Genomic DNA, 23831 nt, shown 5'->3' with positions numbered 1-23831 from the left:
GCGACCGCGAGGCCGCGCCACCGGGATCAAATTCGCCGTGCGGCGTAACGCTTGAGCATGCTCGGGACGTCGAGGATCAGCGCAATGCGCCCGTCACCGGTAATGGTCGCGCCCGACATGCCCGGGGTGCCCTGGAGCATCTTGCCCAGCGGCTTGATGACCACTTCTTCCTGGCCAACCAGTTGATCGACGACGAAGCCGATCCGCTGAGTGCCCACCGAAAGGATCACCACATGGCCTTCATGCTGCTCTTCATGAGCGGCAGAACTGACCAGCCAGCGTTTGAGGTAGAACAATGGCAACGCTTTGTCGCGGACGATCACCACTTCCTGGCCGTCGACCACGTTGGTGCGCGACAGATCGAGGTGGAAGATCTCGTTGACGTTGACCAGCGGGAAGGCGAAGGCCTGGTTGCCCAGCATCACCATCAGGGTCGGCATGATCGCCAGGGTCAACGGCACCTTGATGACGATCTTCGAGCCCTGACCCTTGGCCGAGTAGATGTTGATCGAGCCGTTGAGCTGGGCAATCTTGGTCTTCACCACGTCCATGCCGACGCCGCGGCCGGACACGTCGGAAATCTCGGTCTTGGTCGAGAAGCCCGGGGCGAAGATCAGGTTGTAGCAGTCCGACTCGCTCAGGCGGTCGGCCGCGTCCTTGTCCATCAGGCCCTTTTCCACGGCCTTGGCGCGTAGCACGGCGGGGTCCATGCCCTTGCCGTCGTCGGAGATCGAGAGAAGGATGTGATCACCCTCCTGCTCGGCCGACAGCACCACCTTGCCACCACGGGACTTGCCAGAAGCTTCGCGCTCTTCCGGCGTTTCGACACCATGGTCGACGGCGTTGCGCACCAAGTGGACCAGCGGGTCGGCCAGGGCCTCGACAAGGTTCTTGTCGAGGTCGGTTTCTTCGCCGACCAGCTCCAGGGTGATGTCTTTCTTCAACTGCCGCGCAAGGTCGCGAACCAGGCGCGGGAAGCGCCCGAAGACCTTCTTGATCGGCTGCATGCGGGTCTTCATGACCGCGGTCTGCAGGTCGGCGGTGACCACGTCGAGGTTCGACACGGCCTTGGACATGGCCTCGTCGCCGCTGTTCAGGCCCAGGCGGACCAGGCGGTTACGCACCAGTACCAGTTCGCCCACCATGTTCATGATTTCATCCAGCCGCGCGGTATCGACCCGCACGGTGGTTTCCGTCTCGTTGACCGGATGTTTGTCGGCAGCAGCGGCAGCAGCCGGAGCGGCCTGGCGTGCCGGCGCAGGCGCGGCAGGTTTGGCGGCAGCAGCAGGCGCGGCGGCGGCAGGTTTGGCTGCCGGTTTGGCGGCGACTGCAACGGCCGGCGCGGCGGCGCTCACGCTGTCAGGCACGAACTTGCCTTTGCCGTGCAACTCATCGAGCAGCGCTTCGAATTCGTGTTCGGTGATGTGATCGCCCGAGCCACCGGCAGCCACGGCGGGCTCGCTGGCTTCTGGCGCGGCGGCCACGGCACCTGGCAATGCGTCCACGGCAAAGGAACCCTTGCCGTGAAGTTGATCGAGCAGCGCTTCGAATTCGGCATCGGTGATTTCGTCGCTGGCGGCACCCGCCACTTCGGCAACCGGCGCGGACGCAGCGGCGCTTGGCAGGCTGTCGGCAGCGAACTGGCCTTTGCCGTGCAACTGATCGAGCAGGGATTCGAACTCGGCGTCGGTGATTTCGTCGCTGGCAGCAGCAGACGCTTCGGCCTCTTCCTTGACCGCACCCAGCGAGTCGAGCAGTTGCTCGAACTCACTGTCGGTGATGTCGCCGGAAACGGCGGCCACTTCAGGCGCTGCTTCGGCCACAGGCTCAGCCTCTGCCGGAGCAGTGGCACCGCCCGGCTCGGCCAGACGCGCCAGGGCGCCCAGCAGCTCAGGCGTGGCCGGGGTGATGTCGGTGCGCTCGCGAACCTGACCGAACATGCTGTTGACGGTATCCAGTGCCTCCAGGACCACGTCCATCAGTTCGGAATCGACCCGACGCTCTCCCTTGCGCAGGATGTCGAATACGTTTTCGGCGATGTGGCAGCACTCCACCAGCTCATGGAGCTGGAGGAAGCCGGCGCCCCCTTTTACAGTGTGAAAACCGCGAAAGATCGCATTGAGCAAGTCGGAATCATCCGGGCGGCTTTCCAGCTCGACCAGTTGCTCGGACAGTTGCTCAAGAATTTCGCCGGCCTCTACCAGGAAATCCTGAAGGATTTCTTCATCGGCGCCGAAGCTCATCAAACGTGCTCCCTAAAAACCCAGGCTGGACAGCAGATCATCGACATCGTCTTGACCGGACACGACATCTTCACGTTTATCGGCATGAATTTGCGGTCCTTCACCCCGGGTCGGATGTTTATCTTGGTCTTGCTCGGCACGCAGCTGCTGGTGGTCATGTTCGATACCGGCGAAGCGGTCGACCTGACTGGCCATCAGTACGAGCTTGAGCAGATTGCTTTCGACTTCGGTGACCAACGAGGTCACCCGCTTGATCACCTGGCCCGTCAGGTCCTGATAGTCCTGTGCCAGGAGAATATCGTTGAGGTACCCGGTTACGGTGTGGGTACCCTCGGCGCTGCGCGCCAGAAACCTGTCGACACGCTGGACCAGCTCACGAAACTCCGGCGCCGCGACTTCGCGGCGCATGAAGCGCTGCCAGTCGTCGTGCAGCTCACGGGCTTCGGTGGTGAGATCGTGGAGCACGGGCGTACCCTGCTCGACCAGATCCATCGTACGGTTTGCCGCCGCCTCGGTCAGCTTGACCACATAGGACAAGCGCTCGGTGGCGTCGGTGATTTGCGAAACTTCCTCGGCCTGCGGCATGTGCGGATCGATCTGGAAACTGACGATCGCACTGTGCAGCTCTCGCGTGAGCTTGCCGACTTCCTGATACAGGCCGCGGTCACGGGTCTGGTTCAGCTGATGGATCAGTTGCACCGCGTCGCCGAAATTGCCTCGTTCGAGGCTTTTCACCAGCTCCTGGGCGTGTTTCTTCAGCGTCGACTCAAAGTCGTCCAAAGATGATTGTTTATGCTCCATAGCGCCCCCGTGCGTACATCAGCTATTGACGCGCTCGAAGATCTTCTCGATTTTTTCTTTCAGCACCTGGGCAGTGAAAGGCTTGACCACATAACCGTTAACGCCGGCCTGGGCAGCTTCGATGATCTGTTCGCGCTTGGCTTCGGCGGTCACCATCAGCACAGGCAAGTGTTTCAGACGGTCGTGGGCACGAACGGTACGCAAGAGATCGATACCGGACATGCCTGGCATGTTCCAGTCGGTCACCAGGAAATCGAAATTGCCGCTTTCAAGCATGGGCAGCGCAGTCGTACCGTCATCGGCCTCGCTGGTGTTGGTGAAGCCCAGGTCACGCAACAGGTTCTTGATGATCCGCCGCATCGTCGAAAAATCGTCAACGATGAGGATTTTCATTTCTTTGTTCAATTAGACCTCCAAGCAGTCTTTAACGCGCTCAGCGCTGAACGCGCGTTCAATCAATTCCGGCACCACGGTATTACGACTGCATCGAAGCTGTGCTCAACGCGCCCGCCATTCCCCCAGCCGGCTGCGCAGACGCGCCGCACACTGGCTATGCAACTGGCTGACGCGCGACTCGCTGACCCCCAGGACCTCACCGATTTCCTTGAGGTTCAGCTCTTCGTCGTAGTACAGCGCCAACACCAGGCGTTCACGTTCAGGCAGGTTGGCGATGGCATCGGCCAAGGCTGCCTGAAAGCGCTCGTCTTCCAGATCGCGCGAAGGCTCGAGCTGGGCACTGGCACCGTCCTCGTGCAGGCCTTCATGTTCGCCGTCCTGCAACAGGTCGTCGAAACTGAACAGGCGGCTGCCCAAGGTATCGTTCAAAATCCCGTAGTAATCATCGAGACTCAATTGAAGTTCGGCAGCAACCTCGTGATCTTTAGCGTCACGACCGGTTTTTGCCTCAATTGCACGAATCGCGTCGCTTACCATACGGGTATTGCGGTGTACCGAACGCGGCGCCCAGTCACCCTTGCGTACTTCATCGAGCATGGCGCCGCGGATGCGGATGCCAGCGTAGGTCTCGAAACTGGCGCCCTTGCTCGAATCGTATTTGTTGGAGACTTCGAGCAGGCCGATCATCCCGGCCTGGATCAGGTCTTCCACCTGCACGCTGGCTGGCAACCGCGCCAGCAGGTGGTAGGCGATACGCTTGACCAACGGCGCATAACGCTCGATCAGTTCGTACTGGGCGTCACGCGAGGCCTTGCTGTACATCCGATAACCGCTCGCGCTCATAGCACAGGACCCGCGCTGGTAGGCTGCACCAGACGCTCGACAAAGAACTCCAGGTGCCCGCGCGGGTTGGCTGGCAGCGGCCAGCTATCGACCTTCTGGGCGATCGCCTTGAACGCCAGCGCGCACTTGGAACGCGGAAAGGCTTCATAGACCGCTCGCTGCTTCTGCACAGCCTTGCGCACGCACTCGTCGTAGGGCACTGCCCCGACGTATTGTAGGGCCACATCCAGGAAGCGATCCGTGACCTTGGTCAACTTGGCGAACAGATTGCGACCTTCCTGCGGGCTCTGCGCCATGTTTGCCAGCACGCGGAAACGGTTCATGCCGTAATCACGGTTGAGCAGCTTGATCAGGGCGTAGGCGTCGGTGATCGAAGTCGGCTCGTCGCAGACCACCAGGAGTACTTCCTGGGCAGCGCGGACAAAGCTGACCACCGACTCGCCAATCCCCGCAGCGGTGTCGATCACCAGCACGTCGAGGTTGTCGCCGATCTCGCTGAATGCCTGGATCAGGCCGGCGTGCTGGGCAGGCCCCAGGTGCACCATGCTCTGGGTACCGGAAGCGGCCGGCACGATACGCACGCCGCCAGGCCCCTGCAGGAGCACATCGCGCAGCTCGCAACGGCCTTCAATGACATCAGCCAGGGTGCGTTTGGGGGTGAGCCCGAGCAGTACGTCGACATTGGCCAGGCCAAGGTCGGCGTCCAACAGCATGACGCGACGGCCGAGTTCGGCCAGCGCCAGCGACAGATTCACTGACACGTTGGTCTTGCCGACGCCACCTTTGCCGCCGGTCACGGCGATCACCTGTACGGGATGCATGCTACCCATATTTGTTCTTTACCTTGTCTTGCTTAGACCGAGGCCACATGACTGGCTGCCCCTGGAACAACTGAAAAATGCCCGGCAGACCCTGCGATGTAGGTACTTTGCAACTGAAACATATCCACCTCAGCCGACGCGTTTGCCGTCACTGTGGTACAGGTCGGCGAACATATCGGCCATGGCCTCCTCGCTCGGCTCGTCCTGCATCTGCACACTGACCGCGCGGCTCACCAACTGGTGACGGCGCGGCAGGTGCAAGTCGTCAGGAATGCGCGGGCCATCGGTGAGATAGGCCACTGGCAATTCGTGACTGATGGCCAGGCTCAGGACTTCGCCCAAGCTGGCGGTTTCATCAAGTTTGGTCAGAATGCAACCGGCCAGGCCGCAGCGTTTGTAGCTGTGGTAGGCGGCGGTCAGCACCTGCTTCTGGCTGGTCGTTGCCAGCACCAGATAGTTCCGGGCATGGATACCGCGCCCGGCCAGTGTTTCAAGCTGCATGCGCAGGGCCGGATCGCTGGCCTGCAGGCCGGCGGTATCGATCAGCACCACGCGCTTGCGCAGCAACGGTTCCAGCGCCTGGGCCAGCGACTGGCCAGGATCGACGTGGGTTACCGAAACGTTGAGGATGCGCCCGAGCGTCTTGAGCTGCTCCTGGGCACCAATACGGAAACTGTCCATGCTGACCAGCGCCAGGTTCTGCGCGCCGTACTTGAGCACGTAACGCGCAGCCAGCTTGGCCAGGGTGGTGGTCTTGCCCATGCCGGCCGGGCCGACCATGGCAATCACCCCGCCCTCTTCGATCGGCTCGACTTCCGGCACATGGATCATGCGCGCCAAGTGAGCGAGCAGCATCCGCCAGCCGTGGCGCGGGTCTTCGATATCGACGGTCAGGTTGAGCAGGTCGCGCGACAGCGGGCCGGACAGGCCGATCCGCTGCAGACGGCGCCAGAGGTTGGCCTGGTGCGGCTTGCTGCCTTGCAGTTGGGTCCAGGCCAGCGAGCCGAGCTGAACTTCCAGCAGTTCGCGCAGGCCGGACAACTCGGAACGCATTGTGTCGAACAGGCGCTGGTCGATCGGCGCGGCTACCGGTGCGACAGGCGCTGGTGGCAGCTCTGCGGCGCGGGACTCGACCAGCGGCTCGGAGGCGGTCAGCGGCAGGCCGGCGAACAACTGGCGGTTGCCCGTGTCGCTTTCGTTGCGGGTGGTCAGCTCGGCCTGGGCGGTAGCGATGCGCGATTGGGTCTTGCGCAGCTCGTCTTCCAGCTCGACGTTCGGCACCCGCGGCGACAAGGCAGACAGCTTGTAGTCCAGCGCAGCCGTCAGCTCGACACCGCCAGCAATCCGTCGGTTGCCGATGATGGCGGCATCAGCCCCCAGCTCATCACGAACCAGCTTCATGGCTTGACGCATATCGGCGGCGAAAAAACGCTTAACTTGCATAACCCACTACCTCAGCCGTTGGGGCCTACTGTGGCAACGATGGTGACTTGCTTGTTGTCAGGTATTTCCTGATACGCCAAAACATGCAAATTCGGTACAGCCAGGCGACCGAAGCGCGACAGCATGGCCCGGATCGGTCCTGCAACCAGCAGGATGGCCGGCTGACCCTGCATCTCCTGACGCTGGGCTGCCTCGATCAACGAACGCTGAAGCTTTTCAGCCATGCTTGGCTCAAGAAGAACACCGTCTTCCTGACCTTGCCCGGCCCTTTGCAGACTATTGAGCAAAATCTGTTCCAACCTTGGTTCAAGGGTGATCACAGGAAGCTCGGACTCAGTCCCGACAATGCTTTGCACGATAGCGCGACACAATCCGACGCGGACTGCAGCGACCAGCGCGGCGGTATCTTGACTCTTGCTGGCGTTGTTCGCGATTGCCTCGGCGATCGTACGGATATCCCTGACAGGAACCTGTTCCGAGAGCAGCGCCTGCAGCACCTTGAGCAACCCCGACAACGGCAGCACGCCGGGCACGATTTCCTCGGCCAGTTTCGGCGAACCCTTGGCCAGCACCTGCAGCAGTTGCTGGACTTCTTCGTGGCCGATCAGCTCATGGCAGTGCTTGTAGAGAATCTGGTTGAGGTGGGTGGCCACCACGGTACTGGCGTCCACCACGGTGTAGCCCAGCGACTGCGCCTGACCGCGCTGGCTGACGTCGATCCACACCGCCTCCAGACCGAAGGCCGGATCCCGCGCAGCGATACCGTTGAGGGTGCCGAACACCTGCCCCGGGTTGATCGCCATCTCGCGCTCCGGGTAGATCTCCGCCTCGGCCAGGATCACCCCCATCAGGGTCAGGCGATAGGTGCTGGGCGCCAGATCGAGGTTGTCGCGGATGTGCACGGTGGGCATGAGGAAGCCCAGGTCCTGTGACAGCTTCTTGCGCACGCCCTTGATCCGCGCCAGCAATTGACCGCCCTGGTTGCGGTCCACCAGCGGAATCAGCCGGTACCCCACTTCCAGGCCGATCATGTCGATCGGCGTCACGTCGTCCCAGCCCAGTTCCTTGGTGTCGGCGGCGCGCTGTGGCGACGGCAGCAGGTCTTGCTGGCGCTGGACTTCCTGGGCGGCCTTGACCTTGACCTGATTCTGCTTCTTCCACACAAGGTACGCGCCACCTGCGGCCATCGCGCCGAGGCTGAGGAAGGCCACGTGCGGCATGCCCGGCACCAGGCCCATGACGATCATGATCGCGGCGGACACCGCCAGCGCTTTCGGCGAATCGAACATCTGCCGGTTGATCTGCTTGCCCATGTCTTCCGAACCGGAAGCACGGGTCACCATGATCGCGGCGGCGGTGGACAGCAGCAGCGATGGCAATTGCGCCACCAAACCGTCACCGATGGTCAACAGGGCGTAGACCTTGCCGGCGTCGCCGAAGGTCATGCCATGCTGGACCATACCGATGGCCATACCACCGATCAGGTTGATGAACAGAATCAGCAGGCCGGCGATGGCGTCACCGCGGACGAACTTGCTCGCACCGTCCATTGAACCGTAGAACTCGGCTTCCTGGGCTACTTCGGCACGGCGGGATTTGGCCTGGTTCTGGTCGATCAGGCCGGCGTTGAGGTCGGCGTCGATGGCCATCTGCTTGCCAGGCATCGCATCGAGGGTGAAGCGCGCGCTCACCTCGGAGATACGGCCGGCACCCTTGGTCACCACGACGAAGTTGATGATCATCAGGATCGCGAAGACCACGATACCGACCACGTAGTTACCGCCGATAACCACGTCACCGAAGGCCTGGATCACCTTACCGGCGGCGGCGTGGCCGTCATGGCCGTGGAGCAGTACAACCCGGGTGGACGCCACGTTCAGCGCCAGGCGCAGCAAGGTCGCTACCAGCAGGATGGTCGGGAATGCGGCGAAATCCAGTGGGCGCAGGGCGTATACGCAGACCAGCAGGACGACGATGGACAATGCGATGTTGAAGGTGAAGAACACGTCCAGCAGAAACGGCGGGATGGGCAACATCATCATTGCCAGCATGATCAGCAGCAGCACCGGCACCCCGAGGTTGCCCTTGCCCAGGCCGCTGAGATTGCTCCGCGCGCTGTTGATTAACTGAGTGCGATCCACCGGCTGTCCTCATCAAGCAAAACTTTTGACGCCACGGAGGCGCTTGGCGCTGCTCTTTGCAAGAACCTTTCCAACTTTGCAGGGGGTGGTGTTCTGTTGGGTCCTATCGCTGCGGTTCGGCCGGGAAGGACAACAGAAAATCAGGAATCGCGCCGCAAATCCGGCGGAATCGGCAGATCCTTGAGCGGCTCCGGCGGCTTGCCCTTGCCCGCCTGGTGCTGACGGATCTGATAGACGTAGGCCAGCACCTGGGCCACCGCCAGGTACAGCCCTGCGGGAATCTCTTCTTCCAGCTCGGTGGAGTAGTAGATCGACCGCGCCAGCGCCGGCGACTCCAACAACTGGATGTTGTGCTGCACCGCGATCTCGCGGATTTTCAGGGCGATGAAGTCGGTGCCCTTGGCCAGCAACAGCGGCGCCGAGCCCTTGTCCGGGTCGTATTTGAGCGCCACGGCGTAGTGGGTCGGGTTGGTGATGATCACGTCGGCCTCGGGCACCGCGGCCATCATCCGCCGCTGCGACATCTCGCGCTGGACCTGACGGATACGCTGCTTGACCTCGGGCTTGCCCTCGGTGTCCTTGTATTCGTCGCGCACTTCCTGCTTGGTCATCATCAGCTTCTGCTTCGCCTGCCAAAGCTGGATCGGCACATCCACCGCCGCGATCAGCAACAGCCCGCAGGCCATCCATAGGGCGCTCCAGCCCACCACCTGAACGCTGTGGATAATCGCCTGGTCCAGCGGCTCGTTGGCGATCGCCAGCAGGTCATCGCGGTCCGAGGACAATACCGCCAGCGCCACCAGCAGAATCACGAAGAACTTGGCCAGGGCCTTGAGCAACTCGGCCAGCGAGTGCATGGAGAACATGCGCTTGATCCCCGCGAGCGGGTTCATCCGGCTGAATTTGGGCGCCATGGTGCCCGCAGCAAACAGCCAGCCGCCGAGGGCGATCGGCCCGAGCAAGGCGGCCAGCAGCAGCACCAGCAGCACCGGCTGGGTCGCGAGGATCGCCAGCTTGCCCGACGCCAGCAGGAAGATGCCCATGTAACGCTCATCCATCAGCACTTCGCGGGACAGGCTGAAATTGCTGCGCATGATTTCCATCAGCGCCTCGGCCAGGTAACCGCCGAACGACAGCAGCCCGCCCGCCCCGGCGAGCATCACCGCCACGGTGTTCAGCTCTTTGGAACGGGCAATCTCGCCCTTCTCCCGCGAGTCGTTCTTGCGCTTCTCGGTGGGGTCTTCTGTTTTGTCCTGACCGCTTTCGCTCTCTGCCATGCTCAGCGCGCCCGTGCCAGTTCACGCAGCCATTGCAGCGCCTCGGACGCCATTGACTGGTAGTGGGAAAGGATATCGGCCAGGCCGATCCAGAAAATCGCCATGCCCAGCACCAGGGTCATGGGAAAACCGATAGAGAAGATATTCAGTTGCGGCGCGGCGCGGGTCATCACGCCGAAGGCGATGTTGATCACCAGCAGCGCGGTGATCGCCGGCAGCACCAGCAACAGCGCCGCCCCCAGCACCCAGCCGAGGCGCCCGGCCATGTCCCAGAAGTGATTGACCACCAGGCCGCCGCCCACGGGCAGCGTGGTGAAACTTTCGGTAAGGATTTCCAGCACCACCAGGTGCCCGTTCATCGCCAGGAACAGCAAGGTCACCAGCATGGTCAGGAACTGGCTGATCACCGTGGTGTTGACGCCGTTGGCCGGGTCGACCATGGAGGCGAACGCCAGGCCCATCTGGATCGCGACGACCTGACCTGCGATCACGAACGCCTGGAAAAGCAGTTGCAGGGCCAAGCCGAACAGCGCACCGATGATGATCTGCTCGGCGATCAGCAGCAGCGCACTGAGGTCGAGCGCCTGCACCGGCGGCATCGGCGGCAGGGCCGGAGCGATGACCACGGTGATCGCTACGGCGAAATACAGGCGCACCCGCGTCGGCACCAGGGTGGTGCCGAACACCGGCATGGTCATCAGCACCGCCGCCACACGGAACAGCGGCAGCATGAAGCTGGCCACCCATGTGGCGATCTGCGTGTCCGTCAGTTCGAGCACGGGCCGCTCAGCCGATCAACTGCGGGATGCTGCCGTACAACGACAGGATGTATTCCATGAACTTCTGCACCAGCCACGGTCCGGCGACGATCAGGGTGGTCAGCATCACCAGCAGGCGCGGCAGGAAGCTCAGGGTCTGTTCGTTGATCTGGGTGGCGGCCTGGAACATCGCAACCAGGAGGCCCACCACCAGGCTCGGAATGACCAGCACGGCGACCATCATGGTGGTCAACCACAGCGCATCGCGGAACAGGTCGACAGCGACTTCAGGGGTCATGTTCTTCTCCAGTGCCTGCGAGGGCTATACGCCGCCGAAGCTGCCCGCCAGGGTGCCGATGATCAGCGCCCAGCCGTCCACCAGCACGAACAGCATGAGCTTGAACGGCAGGGAAATGATCAGCGGCGACAGCATCATCATACCCATGGCCATCAGCACACTGGCCACTACCAGGTCGATGATCAGGAACGGGATGAAGATCATGAAGCCGATCTGGAACGCGGTCTTCAGCTCCGAAGTCACGAACGCCGGGACCATGATGGTCAGCGGCACCTGCTCGGGACTGGCGATATCGGTGCGTTTGGACAGGCGCATGAACAGGTCGAGGTCGCTCTGCCGGGTCTGCGCAAGCATGAAGTCCTTGAGCGGCACCTGGGCCTTTTCGATGGCTTGCGGTGCGGTCATGGTTTCAGCCAGATAGGGCTGCAGGGCGTCCTTGTTCACCCGATCGAACACCGGGGCCATGATGAACATGGTCAGGAACAGCGTCAGGCCGATCAGGATCTGGTTCGATGGCGTCTGTTGCAGGCCCAGGGCCTGACGCAGGATCGAGAAGACGATGATGATCCGGGTGAAGCTGGTCATCAGGATGACGAACGCCGGGATGAAGCTCAGCGCCGTCATGATCAGCAGGATCTGCAGGCTGACCGAGTACTCCTGCTGGCCGTTGGCCCCGTTGGACAGGGTGATCGCCGAGATCGACAGCGGGTCGGCCGCCATCGCCAGCGGCGCTGCCAACAGCAACAGCAGCGTCAACATCATTCGCAATGGGGCCATTACGGCTTGTCCTTCTGATCCTTGCCCAACAACTCCATCAGGCGCTGGGCGAATTCTGGCGTGGTCGGGCGGGCGTTGGCCGGCGCCGCGACGGGCTCGTTCATCACATGCAGGGTGGTCAGGCTGCCGGGGCTGTGGCCGATGAGCACTTGCTCATTGCCCACCTGCACCAGCAACAGGCGGTCACGCGGACCGACCTGACGGCTGCCAATCACCTGGATCACCTGGTTGGCAGCCGGCGCGGCGTTCTGCATGCGGCGCAGCAGCCAGGCGAGGAAGAAAATCAGCCCCAGCACCAGCAGCAGGCCGAGCACCAGTTGCGTCAGTTGCCCCGCCACGCTACCGGTGGCGGCTGGAACCGCCACGGTTGCCGCCGGCGTGGCACCCACTTGCGCGGCGCTGACCAGCGGCAGCCAGAGCAGGCCGGCCGCGGCCACTCCCAAGGAGAAGAGCCGTTTCACTCAGCGCAGCTTCTTGATGCGTTCGCTCGGGCTGATCACGTCAGTCAGGCGGATGCCGAACTTCTCGTTGACCACCACCACCTCGCCATGGGCGATCAGCGTGCCGTTGACCAGCACGTCCAGCGGCTCACCGGCCAGGCGGTCGAGTTCGATCACCGAGCCCTGGTTGAGCTGCAGCAAGTTGCGGATGTTGATCTCAGTGCTGCCGACTTCCATGGAGATGTTCACCGGAATGTCCAGGATCACGTCCAGGTTCGGGCCTTCCAGGCTGACCGCCTCGTTGGAACGCGGCGAACTGCCGAACTCTTCCATCGGCAGACGGCTCGCGCCGCCGGATGCGCCGCCACCCGCCATCAGGGCGTCGATGTCGGACTGGCCATCACCGGTTTCACTCAGGGCTGCAGCCCACTCATCGGCCAGAGCCTGCTCTTCCAGGGAAGTAATATCGTTTTCGTCAGCCATCTTGTCCTCGACGGGCAATCAAATCGGTTAATGAAGGGTCGGCGCTCAGCGCCGACCGATCGGCTCGCGGATCTGCAGAGCCAGGGTACCTTTGTGCGAACCCAGCCGGGCCTTGAACGACGGCACGCCGTTGGCGCGCACGATCAGGTCTTCCGGCAGCTCCACGGGAATTACGTCGCCCGGTTGCATGTGCAGGATGTCGCGCAGTTTCAGTTGGCGGCGGGCCACGGTGGCACTGAGCGGCACGCTGACGTCCAGCACGTCTTCGCGCAGGGCCTTGACCCAACGCTCGTCCTGGTCGTCCAGGTCGGACTGGAAGCCGGCATCGAGCATTTCCCGCACCGGCTCGATCATCGAATACGGCATGGTCACGTGCAGGTCACCGCCGCCGCCGTCGAGTTCGATGTGGAAGGTCGACACCACCACCGCCTCGCTCGGGCCGACGATGTTGGCCATGGCCGGGTTGACCTCGGAGTTTATGTACTCGAAGTTGACCGGCATGATCGCCTGCCAGGCTTCCTTGAGATCGACGAAGGCCTGTTCCAGCACCATCCGCACCACCCGCAGCTCGGTCGGGGTGAATTCGCGACCTTCGATCTTGGCGTGACGGCCGTCACCGCCGAAGAAGTTGTCCACCAGCTTGAACACCAGCTTGGCGTCGAGGATGAACAGCGAGGTGCCGCGAAGCGGCTTGATCTTGACCAGGTTGAGGCTGGTGGGGACGTACAGCGAATGCACGTACTCGCCGAACTTCATCACCTGTACCCCGCCCACCGCCACATCGGCGGAGCGACGCAGCAGGTTGAACATGCTGACGCGGGTGTAACGGGCGAACCGTTCGTTGATCATTTCCAGGGTCGGCATCCGACCACGGACGATCCGGTCCTGGCTCGTCAGGTCGTAACTCTTGACGCTACCGGGTTCGGCACTGGCTTCGGTTTGCACCAGTCCATCGTCGACCCCGTGCAACAGGGCATCGATTTCATCCTGGGACAGCAGGTCCTGCACGGCCATCTTCGGCTCCTACTGCAATACGAAATTGGTGAACAGCAACTGGTCCACGACCAGCTTGCCGACTTCCTTCTGGGCCACTTCCTGAACGCTGGCGGTCGCCTTCTGGCGCAGCATCTCCTGGCCGACCGGCGTCGCCAGCGATTCGAACGCCTGACCGGAGAACAGCATGACCAGGTTGTTGCGGATCACCGGCATGTGCACTTTCAGGGCATCCAGCGCAGCCTGATCGCGCGCCTGCATGGTGATGCTCACCTGCATGTAGCGCTGACGGCCGTTCTGGTTGAAGTTGACGACGAAGGCCGGCGCCATGCTTTCGTAGATGGCCGCCTGCTTGACATTGGCGGCCGCTGCGGCGGCGGCCGGATCGACTTCCGGCTTGCTGTCGGACTTGTGCAGGAAGAACCAGGTCGCGCCCACCGAGAGACCGATCGCCAGCACCAGGGCCAGCACCAACAACAGGATCAGCTTGAGTTTGCCTTTTGCGGCGGGGTCTTTTACTGCTTCGCTCTTCGCCATGCCAATAATCCGTCACTCACAGGAGGTTTGTTCCACTATGGCGAGTGGGCGAGCAAGTGTTATGCCAGATTCGGAACCGCGCTTCGCGGCAAGGCCACCCGACGATCCCGACCGCGCCAACACGGCACTGACGGGACCGTCGCGGGGCGGTCAGGCGAAGTAATCCACCGTGCTGGAACCGACCACCACCTGCTGCTCCACGGCCGCAGTGGCAGCGGCAACATCGGTGTCCGCACCGTCGGCATTGCGGCGGGCTGCCACGCCACTCATCTTCGGCGTGTCATCCTGGCGGCCGTTCTGCTGCTCGCGGGATTGATCGGCAACGTTGACGTCCGGCTGGGCCAGGCCCTGCTGGTTGAACAGCTCGCGCAGACGGTGCACCTGGCCTTCGAGGGCATCGCGCACCCCGGCGTGACCGCTGGTGAAGGTGATCTGCGCCGCCTGGTCCGACGCCAGGTTGACGCGGATGTCGAGGCGACCGAGTTCGGCAGGTTCAAGCTGGATATCCGCCGACTTGAGGCTCTGGCTGGAGAGGTACATGACCCGGTTGACCAGCCCCTCGGTCCAGCCGCCCTGGTTCATGGCCAGCGGCTGGTGCAGCGGCGCGGGCGCCACGGCATTGGCGGTCTTCGGAGTGGCGGCCTGGGTCAGGGAAGCCAGGCGGTTGGCGAAGTCGTCGACACGGGTGTCGCTGCTCGCGCCCTTGAGGTCTTTCAGGCCATCGTCGATCAGCCCGGCAAAGGCTTTCTCGCCGCTTTCGGACTTCCCGCCCTCGGCCTCGCTCGGGTCAAGCATCTGCGCCAGTGTATTGACGGCTGGCTGACCGGACGCGGTCTCCGGCTGAGCGTTGGGTTTGGCAGCATGGGTAGAGGTGGTGCCTTGGGCCTGGGCATTCTGCTCCAGAGCCAGACGCAGCACCGGCAGGTCGGCCAGGGGATCGCTGTCGGGATCGAATGCGTCTTCCGCCGGCGTGGCCGGCAGTGCCGCGGCAGGCTGCTGAGCGGCAGCCTGGATCACCGGGGCCATGGTCTGAGCCTGCGCCTGCAACAACTGCGCGCCCTGCGGTGCATCGGTGAGTTGCCCGGCTACCAGATTGGCGTCCAGCGACTGGCCATCGGCGCTCGCGGTACCAGAGGCGTCAGAGGCGTCGTCGACCTTGTCCACGCTCTGCGCCTGGGTGTCCTTGTCGTCAGGCAAATCGTTGCCGCTATCGGCAACCTTGCCGTTGTCCTTGTCGTCAGCCTTGCCGGTGTTTGCCGCCGGCTTGTCGACGCCATCGCGGTCGCGAACGGGCGCGTCGGCCTTGACGTCGACCTTGTCCCGCGAGTGCTGCGCATAGACCTTGGAGAAGTCCGGGCCCTTGTCGTTGAGGGCTTGCGAGGCCTTGTCCAGGTTGCTGGCCTGGGCGCGTGCGGTTTTGGCCGCGACACCGGTTTGCAGCAATGGGTTTGAAGCGACGGGCATGAAAAAGGTCTCCGCTACAGAAGCTCGTCATCACGAATAGCGAAGCCTACGCAAAAGTCGCGCCAGGTTAGCAACCTGGCGCGACTTCATCGGATCAGCCGACCAGGACACGTTCCCGTTCGGCGCGGTAGAGCTGACGGACCGCGGTGAATTCGCGGTCGATGCGGTTGATCAGGTCCTCGATGCCAAACAGCGATTGCTGCCTGACCCGCTCTTCGAGTTGCCGGCACAGTTCGGCCAGTTCGACCGCGCCCATGTTGCTGCTGCTGCCCTTGAGGCTGTGCGCGGCCTGACCCAGTTGCTCGGCGTTACGGGCCTTGTAGAGCTGGCGCAAACGCTCCTCGGAATCGGCGAGAAAGGTTTCGAGCAGGTTGAGGTAGCCACCTTCCATGACCTCCTGAAGGTCGCTCAACACCTTGCGGTCAATATGAATATCGGACACTTGTTCACTCCTTGATCAAGTTGGATTATGCCAGAGCGTCCCACGCGAACTCCACGCGCGCGCGGCGTCCGCCATCGGCCCACTCGGCCTGCCGGCCAAGGCGGCGTACCAGGTTCAGTCCCCGGCCACACAGACGCTGCTCCACTTCGGGCGGCCCGCGTACTTTACTCACATCGAAGCCCTTGCCGCTGTCCTCGACTTCAAGAATGAGACGCCCGCCTCCTTCCCACGGTTCCACCTTCAAATGAAGGCGGATATGACCGCTGTCGAGGGCCTGCAAACGCCGGTTGCGCTCCTGGTAATACGCGGCAAAGCCATCGGCGTCGCGCTTGAGCGCCGAATCCAGCCCCAGCACGCCATGCTCGAGCGCGTTGGAATACAACTCGGTGAGCACACTGTGCAACGCACCGCTTTGCCCGCGCAGACCATGGATTTCCTGCAGCACCTGCATCAGGTAAGGCAAGGGATTGAAACGCTTGAGGGTCTGGGCACGAAATTCGAATGACAGCGACCAATCCAGCGGGCTGGACTGGCCGCTATCGGAATACACCACCGGCGGCGGCGCCAACTGACCCGGAGCGACCACGGTGATTTCCAGCATGCTGACGTCATCCCGCGAGCGTCCGCGAAAGCGCTCCAGCGCTTGCAGCACGTCCTCGAACAGGTGCTCGGGCTCACGATTGTCGGCGAACACCTGCTGCAAACGCTCGACGCCGAACAACTGGTCGCTCTCATCGCAGGTGTCCACCACCCCATCGGACAGCAGGAACAAGCGGTCACCGAGCGTCAATGGCAAGACATCGGTGTGTTCGTCGAACTGCTCGGACGGCAGGATGCCCAGCGGCAAATGTCGGGACACCAACGGCATCGCCTGGCCGCCGGCGGCAGGCAGCAAGTAGGCGTCGGGCATGCCACCGTTCCACACCTCCACCATGCGCCGCTCGAAACTCAGGTTGAGTAACAGCGCGCAGCAGAACATGTCCACCGGCAGGATGCGCTTGAGCTTGGCATTCATCTCCCGCAGGGTCTCGGCCAGGCCGTAGCCCTTGGCGGTCATGCCATAGAACACCTCGGCCAGCGGCATGGCGCCGACCGCCGCCGGCAAACCGTGGCCGGTAAAGTCACCGAGCAGTACGTGCATTTCGCCGGTCGGGGTGAACGCCGCCAGCAGCAGGTCGCCGTTGAACAGCGCATACGGTGATTGCAGGTAGCGGATATTCGGCGCGCTCAGGCAGCCGGCGTGGGCCACCTGGTCGAATACCGCCTTGGCCACCCGCTGCTCGTTGAGCAGGTGATTGTGGTGCCGGGAAATCTGGTCACGCTGCTCCAGCACCGTGGCCTGCAGGCGGCGCAGGCGATCCATGGCCTTGATCTTGGCGGCCAGCACCACCGGACTGTAGGGTTTGGCCAGAAAGTCGTCGCCACCCGCCTCCAGGCAGCGCACCAGCGCTTCATCCTCGGTCAGCGACGTGAGGAAGATGATCGGCACCAGCTCCTCGCCGGCCAGCGCCTTGATCCGCCGCGCCGCCTCGAAACCGTCCATCACCGGCATGATCGCATCGAGCAACACCAGTTGCGGGCGCTGCTCGACGAACAGCGCCACGGCGCGCTCGCCGTTCTCGGCGGTGAGCACCCGGTGCCCCTGCTTGCGGACGATGGTCGCCAGCAGGAGACGGTCAGTTGCTCCGTCTTCGGCAATCAGGACGGTGAGCGCGGGGGAACTGCTCATGGCCGTACTCAACTGATATCAAACAGTCTTTCGAAATTGGAAATGGCGAGGATCTTGCGTACGTCGGAGCTGGTATTGACCACACTAACCCTCGGCTCGTCACCGCCAACGTGATCGCGCAGCAGCAGCAACATGCCTAGCGCCGAGCTGTCCAGGTAAGTAGCGTCCTTCAGGTCCACCACCACGCTCTCGGGCTTGACCGTCTGACGCTCATAGGCGTCACGAAAGACTTGATGATTACCGAAATCGAAACGACCCTTGACCCTGATCGTCAGCTTGTTCTCATCCTTTGAGTACACGGATTCAACGGTCATGCTGGCGTTCCTTCGATGATGACGGTTGCAGACTGTATTTAGGTTTAGCAGTCCGCCAGCGGCCCGGCAACCCGCGCCGACCAATGCCTTCAGCGTTAGAAACGGTCGTGTCGGGGGAGGCGCTGGGACAACTCGTCGAGCAATTTCTGCTCGCGTTTGTCTTCGATCAGGCGGGCTTCTTCGATATAGCGCTGGACCAGCTTGCGCAGGCCTTCGACGCGCGCGTACGCCTCCTGCCAGGTTACGCGGGCGCTATTGAGGTTGTTCTGGTGCCAGATCAGGCTCTGGTTTTGCTGGGCCACCGCGGTGTCGAGCTGGCCGAGGAAGCGCTGGAAACCCACCAGCCAGTTGCTGCTCACACCCTGCCCGCCCCGCTGCATCCACTGCTGCTGGTAATCGGAACGGAACTGGTCGAGTTCGGCGAGCTTGGCCTTGGCCATATTGACCTGCTGCTGGAATTGCCCGAGGCGCTGGGCGGCCTTGCGCTCGGCATCCTCGGCCATTTCCACCACCGGGACCAGGCGGGCGGCGCGACTGGGCTGGGCCATACGCTATCAGCCCGCAGCCAGCGGCGTGAAGACGCTCGCCAGGTGCTCTCGGCTCTGGACCAGGCCAACGTTGTCGTTGAGCCCCTGACGCAAGAAGTGCACGAGCCGAGGCTGCAGGGAAATCGCCAGGTCGGTTTCCTTGTCGCCACCGGCGACATAGGCGCCGACGCTGATCAGGTCGCGACTTTGCGACAACCGCGACCAGAGCTGCTTGAACTGCTGGGCCTGGGTCATCTGCTCCGGCGTCACCACCTGCGGCATGACCCGACTGATGGACGCTTCGATATCGATGGCCGGGTAATGCCCTTCTTCGGCCAGGCGGCGTGACAGCACGATGTGGCCGTCGAGCACGCCCCGCGCCGAGTCGGCGATCGGGTCCTGCTGGTCGTCGCCCTCGGACAACACGGTATAGAACGCGGTGATCGAACCGCCGCCCGCCTCGCCGTTACCCGCGCGCTCCACCAGCTTGGGCAGCTTGGCGAACACCGATGGCGGATAACCCTTGGTCGCTGGCGGCTCGCCGATGGCCAGGGCGATTTCCCGCTGGGCCTGGGCGAAACGGGTCAACGAGTCCATCAGCAGCAGGACGTTCTTGCCCTTGTCGCGGAAATACTCGGCGATCCGCGTGCAGTACATCGCCGCGCGCAGACGCATCAGCGGCGCGTCGTCCGCAGGCGAAGCCACCACCACCGAGCGCTTGAGGCCCTCGGTGCCAAGAATATGCTCGATGAACTCCTTCACCTCGCGACCCCGCTCGCCGATCAGGCCGACGACGATGATGTCGGCCTCGGTGAAGCGGGTCATCATCCCCAACAGCACACTCTTACCGACGCCAGTACCGGCGAACAGGCCGAGACGCTGGCCTCGGCCGACCGTGAGCAGGCCATTGATACTGCGGATACCCACGTCCAGCGGCTGGCTGATAGGGTCGCGATTGAGCGGGTTGATGGTCGGACCGTCCATCGGCACCCAGTCTTCGGCCTTCATCCCGCCTTTGCCGTCGAGTGCCCGGCCAGCGCCATCCAGCACCCGCCCGAGCATGCTCATGCCCATGGGCAGGCGGCCGCTGTCATCCAGCGGCACCACCCGCGCGCCAGGCGCGATACCGGCAACACTGCCCACCGGCATCAGGAAGATCTTGCCGCCGGCAAAGCCCATGACCTCGGCCTCTACTTCGACCGGGTGATAGCTGTCGTCATTGATCACCAGGCAGCGGCTGCCGACCGCGGCGCGCAGGCCCTCGGCTTCGAGGGTCAGGCCGACCATCCGCAGCAGGCGGCCTTCGACCACCGGTTGGCTCGGCAGGCGGATGGCATCGACATAGGTTTCAAGGCGCTTGCCGAAACTGGTTCGCTCAAGGCGCATCGCTGGTTTCCGTCTCTTCGACCGGCGCCTCGGTTGGCGCCTCCAGCTCGATGTGCAAGTCCGGCGCGGCCGGGTGCAAGCCCTGGTCGTGCAATTGGTCGAACAACTGCTTCATGGCTTTTTCGATGCGGGTCTCCACCGTGGCATCAATGCGGCTATGGGCCGTTTCGATCCAGCAACCGCCCGCTTGCAGACTGTCGTCTTCGAGCAGGCGCCAGTTTTCCTCGTGACGCTCGCGTAGGGCCTTAGCCAGGGCGAAGTCTTGCGGATTGACGTGGATGCGGATGTTCTCGGCGCCCATGGGCAGCAGCTTGAGGGCTTCACGCAGGACATGGGTGATCTGGCTGGAATCGGTTTGCAGCTCGCGGCCGATCACCTCGCGGGCGATATGGCTGACCAGTTGCACCAACTGCTTTTCGATCTGCGCATCCTGCTCGGCGATCGGCTCCAGCAGGTTGCCCATCAGTTGTTCGAGGCTGGCCAACTTGGCGGTCAGCGCCACTTCGGCTTCCTGACGGACCTTGAGCTGGGTGCTGTGGAAACCTTCACGTTCGCCGGTGGCGAAGCCTTCGTTGTAGGCCTCCTGGCGGATACTCTCGAGTTCTTCGAGGGTCAGCGGCTGGACTTCTTCCAGCGGTACTTCCTCGACTTCTTCGACCAGTTCCGGCTCAGGCTCGGGTTCGGCCTGGGGCTCCGGTTCAGGATCGAAACTGGGCAGCGCCCAGCGGTCGAAATCCTCTACGTCGCGGGCGCGGATCAGTTCACTCAAATGCTCGTTGGTCGACATGATTCCATGCGCTCAAAAGTCGGGTTACGGATGATCAGGCAGCGTCGGCGGCGGGTGCCGCCCGACGAAGCCCCATCGGGGCCGGTGCGGTTTCGCGGGCGCGAAAACCGACCGGGGCCGACGGGTCAGATCATCTCTTCGGCACCTTTGCCGCCCAGCACGATTTCGCCGGCTTCGGCCATGCGGCGGGCGATGGTGAGGATTTCCTTCTGCGCGGTCTCGACATCGCTGACGCGGACCGGGCCCTTGGCCTCGAGGTCGTCGCGCAGCAGTTCCGAGGCACGCTTGGACATGTTCTTGAAGACCTTGTCCTTGACCTTCTCGTCCGCGCCCTTGAGCGAGACGACCAGGACGTCGGAGGAGACTTCCCGCAACAGCGCCTGGATACCGCGGTCATCGACATCGGCCAGGTTGTTGAAGACGAACATGAGGTCTTCGATCTGCTCGGAGAGATCGCCGTCGATCTCGCGGATCGAATCCATGAGCTGGCCTTCGACCGAACTGTCGAGGAAGTTCATGATGTCCGCAGCACGCTTGATACCACCCAGGGTGGTGCGCGCGGCGTTGGAGTTGCCGGAGAACTGCTTCTCGAGGATCTGGTTGAGTTCCTTGAGCGCGGCCGGTTGCACGGTGTTCAGCGACGAGACGCGCAGGATGATGTCCAGGCGCACCTTGTGGTCGAAATTGCCGAGGACTTCGCCTGCCTGGTCCGGATCGAGATACGCCACGACGATCGCCTGAATCTGCGGGTGCTCGTAGCGGATAACGTCGGCAACCGCACGCGGCTCCATCCATTTGAGGCTGTCCAGACCGCTGGTGTTGCCACCCAGCAGGATCCGGTCGATCAGGCCGTTGGCCTTGTCCTCGCCCAGGGCCTGGGTGAGCATCTTGCGGATGTAGCCGTCGGAGCCGACGCCCAGGCTGGTCTGGTCGCCGACGATCTCGACGAACTCGCTCATGACCTGCTCGACCTGCTCGCGGTGGATGTTGCCCACCTGCGCCATGGCCACGCCTACACGCTGGACCTCTTTCGGCCCCATGTGCCGCAGCACTTGCGCGGCATCGGTCTCGCCCAGCGACAGCAGCAGGATCGCGGCCTTGTCGACACGGGTCAGTTTCGCAGTCAGGGCTCGATTGTCACTCATCGGCGTTGATCCACTCTTTCACGACCTGGGCCACACGACCCGGATCTTCTGCTACCAGACTCTTGATAGCGTTGAGCTGGGCGTCATAGCCCTCGCTCGGACTAGGCAAGAGGATGCTTTGCGGACCACCCAGGCTCACGCGGTCGTTGGCCAGTTCACCGTCCAACCCCAACATGCCGCCCAGTTCCATGTCGCCGTCGCTTGTCGACTGTTTGCCATTGCCGGTGATGTTGTTGAGCACCGGACGCAGCACACCGAACACCAGCACCAGGATGAACAGGACGCCGAGCACTTGCTTGACGATGTCCCAGAACCACGGCTGCGAATAGAACGGAATCTCGGCGATGGCCTCGCCACGGTCGGCGGCGAACGGCACGTTGATCACGCTGACGCTGTCGCCACGGCTGGCATCGAAGCCCACCGCGTCCTGGACCAGCCGCGTGAAGCGGGCCAGGTCCTCGGCGCTCCATGGCACGCTGGTTGCGTTGCCATTGGCCGGGTCGAGCTTGACCTGATCGTCGACCACCACCGCCACCGACAGACGGGTCACACGGCCCTGCTGCTGACGGGTATGGCTGATGGAGCGGTCCAGTTCGAAGTTCTTGGTGGACTGCAGACGCTTGTCCGCCGGATAAGGTGCAAGCATCGGCTGGCCGGTGGCCGGGTCCATGATCTGCTGGCCGTTAGCGTCGAGCAGCGGCTGGCCGGGCTGGATCGCGGCAGCCGCACCTTGCGCAGCACCACCGGTGGTCTGCGGCGCCGAAGCCGGGCTTGGCGGCTGGTTGCTCAGCGCACCGGGAACGCCCTGCGGGCCCATGCTGCTGGAGCGTTGTTCGTTGACCGACTGCTCGCTGCGCAGCGCCGGTTGATCAGGGTTGAACTGTTCGGAAGTGGACTCGACTGCGCTGAAATCGACGTCGGCGGACACTTCGGCCTTGTAGCGGTCGTTACCCAGCACCGGCTGCAGGATGTTGTGCACACGCTGGGTGAGCAGGCCTTCCATGCGGCGGCTGTAGTCGAACTGCTTGCCGGCGACAGTCAGCTCGCTGTTCTGCAGTTGGTCGGAGAGCAGGTTGCCCTTCTGGTCGACCACGGTGACCTGGGACTTGTCCAGTTCAGGAACGCTGGTCGCCACCAGATTGACGATGGCCATGACCTGGCCGGGCTCGAGGTTGCGACCGGGGTACAGCTCGACCAGCACCGAGGCGCTTGGCTTGCGCTCATCGCGCACGAAAACCGAGCTTTTCGGGATCGCCAGGTGCACACGGGCACCCTTGACGTTGTTCAGGCTCGAGACGGTGCGCGCCAGTTCGCCTTCGAGGCCGCGACGATAACGGGTGGCCTCCATGAACTGACTGGTGCCCAGGCCCTGCTCCTTGTCGAGGATTTCGAAACCGACGTTGCCATCGCTCGGTGCAACCCCGGCGGCGGCGAGCTTCAGACGGGCACGGGAAATATCCTCGGCCTTGACCAGCAAGGCGCCGGAATTAGGCTCGACGTTGTAGGGAATGTCCGCAGCGGCCAGGGTTTCCATGACCTGCTTGGTGTCCATGCCACTGAGGCTGCCGTAGAGAGGACGGTAGTCAGGCTGTTGCGACCAGAGCACCACGGCGAAGCCGATGGCCACGCTGGCAGCCAGGCCGACCAGCAGGCCGACCTGACGCAACATGGGCATCTGTGAAATATTTTCCAGGAACGAAAGGCCGAACAGCGGCGGTTTTGGCGCTGGCGGACCGCCCTTGGCGGGCACGTTATCGACGACTGCATCGGCCATGAATCAAATCCC

The 23831-nt window shown here is 63.0% G+C and carries 24 protein-coding genes; all 24 read right to left on the bottom strand.

Going from position 1 to position 23831, the window contains the following annotated elements; genetic code table 11:
* Window positions 1-26 precede the first annotated feature (26 nt).
* Window positions 27-2243: a chemotaxis protein CheA gene (locus HWV67_RS13170; RefSeq protein ID WP_175651540.1), complete on the bottom strand. Its 2217-nt coding sequence runs from the start codon at window positions 2241-2243 to the stop codon at window positions 27-29.
* A gap of 12 nt (window positions 2244-2255) precedes the next feature.
* Window positions 2256-3044 (bottom strand): protein phosphatase CheZ, encoded by a 789-nt coding sequence (locus tag HWV67_RS13165; RefSeq protein WP_175651539.1) that lies wholly within the window; start codon window positions 3042-3044, stop codon window positions 2256-2258.
* 18 nt (window positions 3045-3062) lie between these two features.
* Window positions 3063-3437, bottom strand: coding sequence for a chemotaxis response regulator CheY (locus tag HWV67_RS13160; protein WP_175651538.1), 375 nt, complete (start codon window positions 3435-3437; stop codon window positions 3063-3065).
* 105 nt (window positions 3438-3542) lie between these two features.
* The gene (fliA, locus tag HWV67_RS13155; RefSeq protein ID WP_095156978.1) at window positions 3543-4283 is read right to left on the bottom strand and encodes an RNA polymerase sigma factor FliA; all 741 of its coding nucleotides are present in this window, start codon (window positions 4281-4283) and stop codon (window positions 3543-3545) included.
* Complete coding sequence (gene fleN, locus HWV67_RS13150; RefSeq protein ID WP_095156977.1) at window positions 4280-5113, bottom strand: flagellar synthesis regulator FleN; 834 nt, start codon at window positions 5111-5113, stop codon at window positions 4280-4282. Before fleN ends, fliA begins: the two co-directional genes overlap by 4 nt.
* Before the next feature lie 120 nt (window positions 5114-5233).
* On the bottom strand, window positions 5234-6547 hold the full coding sequence (flhF, locus tag HWV67_RS13145; RefSeq protein ID WP_095156976.1) for a flagellar biosynthesis protein FlhF: 1314 nt from the start codon (window positions 6545-6547) through the stop codon (window positions 5234-5236).
* Window positions 6548-6558: 11 nt separating this feature from the next.
* Window positions 6559-8688 carry a flagellar biosynthesis protein FlhA gene (gene flhA / locus HWV67_RS13140; RefSeq protein ID WP_175651537.1) on the bottom strand — a complete coding sequence of 710 codons (2130 nt, stop codon included), beginning with the start codon at window positions 8686-8688 and terminating at the stop codon, window positions 6559-6561.
* A gap of 140 nt (window positions 8689-8828) precedes the next feature.
* A complete protein-coding gene (flhB, locus tag HWV67_RS13135) occupies window positions 8829-9965 on the bottom strand; it encodes a flagellar biosynthesis protein FlhB (protein ID WP_175651536.1) in 1137 nt (378 codons plus the stop codon).
* Between the two features lie 2 nt (window positions 9966-9967).
* Window positions 9968-10696 (bottom strand): flagellar biosynthetic protein FliR, encoded by a 729-nt coding sequence (fliR, locus tag HWV67_RS13130; protein WP_256587797.1) that lies wholly within the window; start codon window positions 10694-10696, stop codon window positions 9968-9970.
* Window positions 10697-10751: 55 nt separating this feature from the next.
* Complete coding sequence (gene fliQ / locus HWV67_RS13125; RefSeq protein ID WP_095156972.1) at window positions 10752-11021, bottom strand: flagellar biosynthesis protein FliQ; 270 nt, start codon at window positions 11019-11021, stop codon at window positions 10752-10754.
* Between the two features lie 24 nt (window positions 11022-11045).
* The gene (fliP, locus tag HWV67_RS13120) at window positions 11046-11798 is read right to left on the bottom strand and encodes a flagellar type III secretion system pore protein FliP (RefSeq protein WP_175651535.1); all 753 of its coding nucleotides are present in this window, start codon (window positions 11796-11798) and stop codon (window positions 11046-11048) included.
* Window positions 11798-12259: a flagellar biosynthetic protein FliO gene (fliO, locus tag HWV67_RS13115; protein WP_095156970.1), complete on the bottom strand. Its 462-nt coding sequence runs from the start codon at window positions 12257-12259 to the stop codon at window positions 11798-11800. Before fliO ends, fliP begins: the two co-directional genes overlap by 1 nt.
* Window positions 12260-12721: a flagellar motor switch protein FliN gene (fliN, locus tag HWV67_RS13110; RefSeq protein ID WP_095156969.1), complete on the bottom strand. Its 462-nt coding sequence runs from the start codon at window positions 12719-12721 to the stop codon at window positions 12260-12262.
* A 45-nt stretch (window positions 12722-12766) separates the two neighbouring features.
* Window positions 12767-13735: a flagellar motor switch protein FliM gene (fliM, locus tag HWV67_RS13105; protein WP_095156968.1), complete on the bottom strand. Its 969-nt coding sequence runs from the start codon at window positions 13733-13735 to the stop codon at window positions 12767-12769.
* Window positions 13736-13744: 9 nt separating this feature from the next.
* Entirely contained in the window at window positions 13745-14251 is a 507-nt protein-coding gene (fliL, locus tag HWV67_RS13100) for a flagellar basal body-associated protein FliL (protein ID WP_110969432.1), read from the bottom strand.
* Window positions 14252-14401: 150 nt separating this feature from the next.
* Window positions 14402-15715, bottom strand: coding sequence for a flagellar hook-length control protein FliK (locus HWV67_RS13095; RefSeq protein WP_175651534.1), 1314 nt, complete (start codon window positions 15713-15715; stop codon window positions 14402-14404).
* Between the two features lie 94 nt (window positions 15716-15809).
* Entirely contained in the window at window positions 15810-16157 is a 348-nt protein-coding gene (locus HWV67_RS13090) for an Hpt domain-containing protein (RefSeq protein ID WP_175651533.1), read from the bottom strand.
* Window positions 16158-16182: 25 nt separating this feature from the next.
* A complete protein-coding gene (locus tag HWV67_RS13085; protein WP_175651532.1) occupies window positions 16183-17886 on the bottom strand; it encodes an ATP-binding SpoIIE family protein phosphatase in 1704 nt (567 codons plus the stop codon).
* A gap of 8 nt (window positions 17887-17894) precedes the next feature.
* Window positions 17895-18200, bottom strand: coding sequence for an STAS domain-containing protein (locus tag HWV67_RS13080; protein ID WP_175651531.1), 306 nt, complete (start codon window positions 18198-18200; stop codon window positions 17895-17897).
* 95 nt (window positions 18201-18295) lie between these two features.
* Window positions 18296-18748, bottom strand: coding sequence for a flagellar export protein FliJ (gene fliJ, locus HWV67_RS13075; protein WP_175651530.1), 453 nt, complete (start codon window positions 18746-18748; stop codon window positions 18296-18298).
* Window positions 18749-18754: 6 nt separating this feature from the next.
* Window positions 18755-20113, bottom strand: a complete 1359-nt coding sequence (gene fliI / locus HWV67_RS13070) for a flagellar protein export ATPase FliI (protein WP_175651529.1) — start codon at window positions 20111-20113, stop codon at window positions 18755-18757.
* Window positions 20103-20900 (bottom strand): flagellar assembly protein FliH, encoded by a 798-nt coding sequence (gene fliH / locus HWV67_RS13065; RefSeq protein WP_175651528.1) that lies wholly within the window; start codon window positions 20898-20900, stop codon window positions 20103-20105. Before fliH ends, fliI begins: the two co-directional genes overlap by 11 nt.
* Before the next feature lie 125 nt (window positions 20901-21025).
* Window positions 21026-22045, bottom strand: a complete 1020-nt coding sequence (gene fliG, locus HWV67_RS13060; RefSeq protein ID WP_095156959.1) for a flagellar motor switch protein FliG — start codon at window positions 22043-22045, stop codon at window positions 21026-21028.
* Window positions 22038-23819 (bottom strand): flagellar basal-body MS-ring/collar protein FliF, encoded by a 1782-nt coding sequence (fliF, locus tag HWV67_RS13055; RefSeq protein ID WP_175651527.1) that lies wholly within the window; start codon window positions 23817-23819, stop codon window positions 22038-22040. Before fliF ends, fliG begins: the two co-directional genes overlap by 8 nt.
* Between the last annotated feature and the right edge of the window lie 12 nt (window positions 23820-23831).

The sequence above is a fragment of the Pseudomonas sp. Marseille-P9899 genome, from assembly GCF_903166565.1.
Taxonomy (GTDB): domain Bacteria; phylum Pseudomonadota; class Gammaproteobacteria; order Pseudomonadales; family Pseudomonadaceae; genus Aquipseudomonas; species Aquipseudomonas huaxiensis.
Note: the sequence above shows the minus strand (reverse complement) of the source record. Positions and strands in the feature narration are given on the sequence as shown.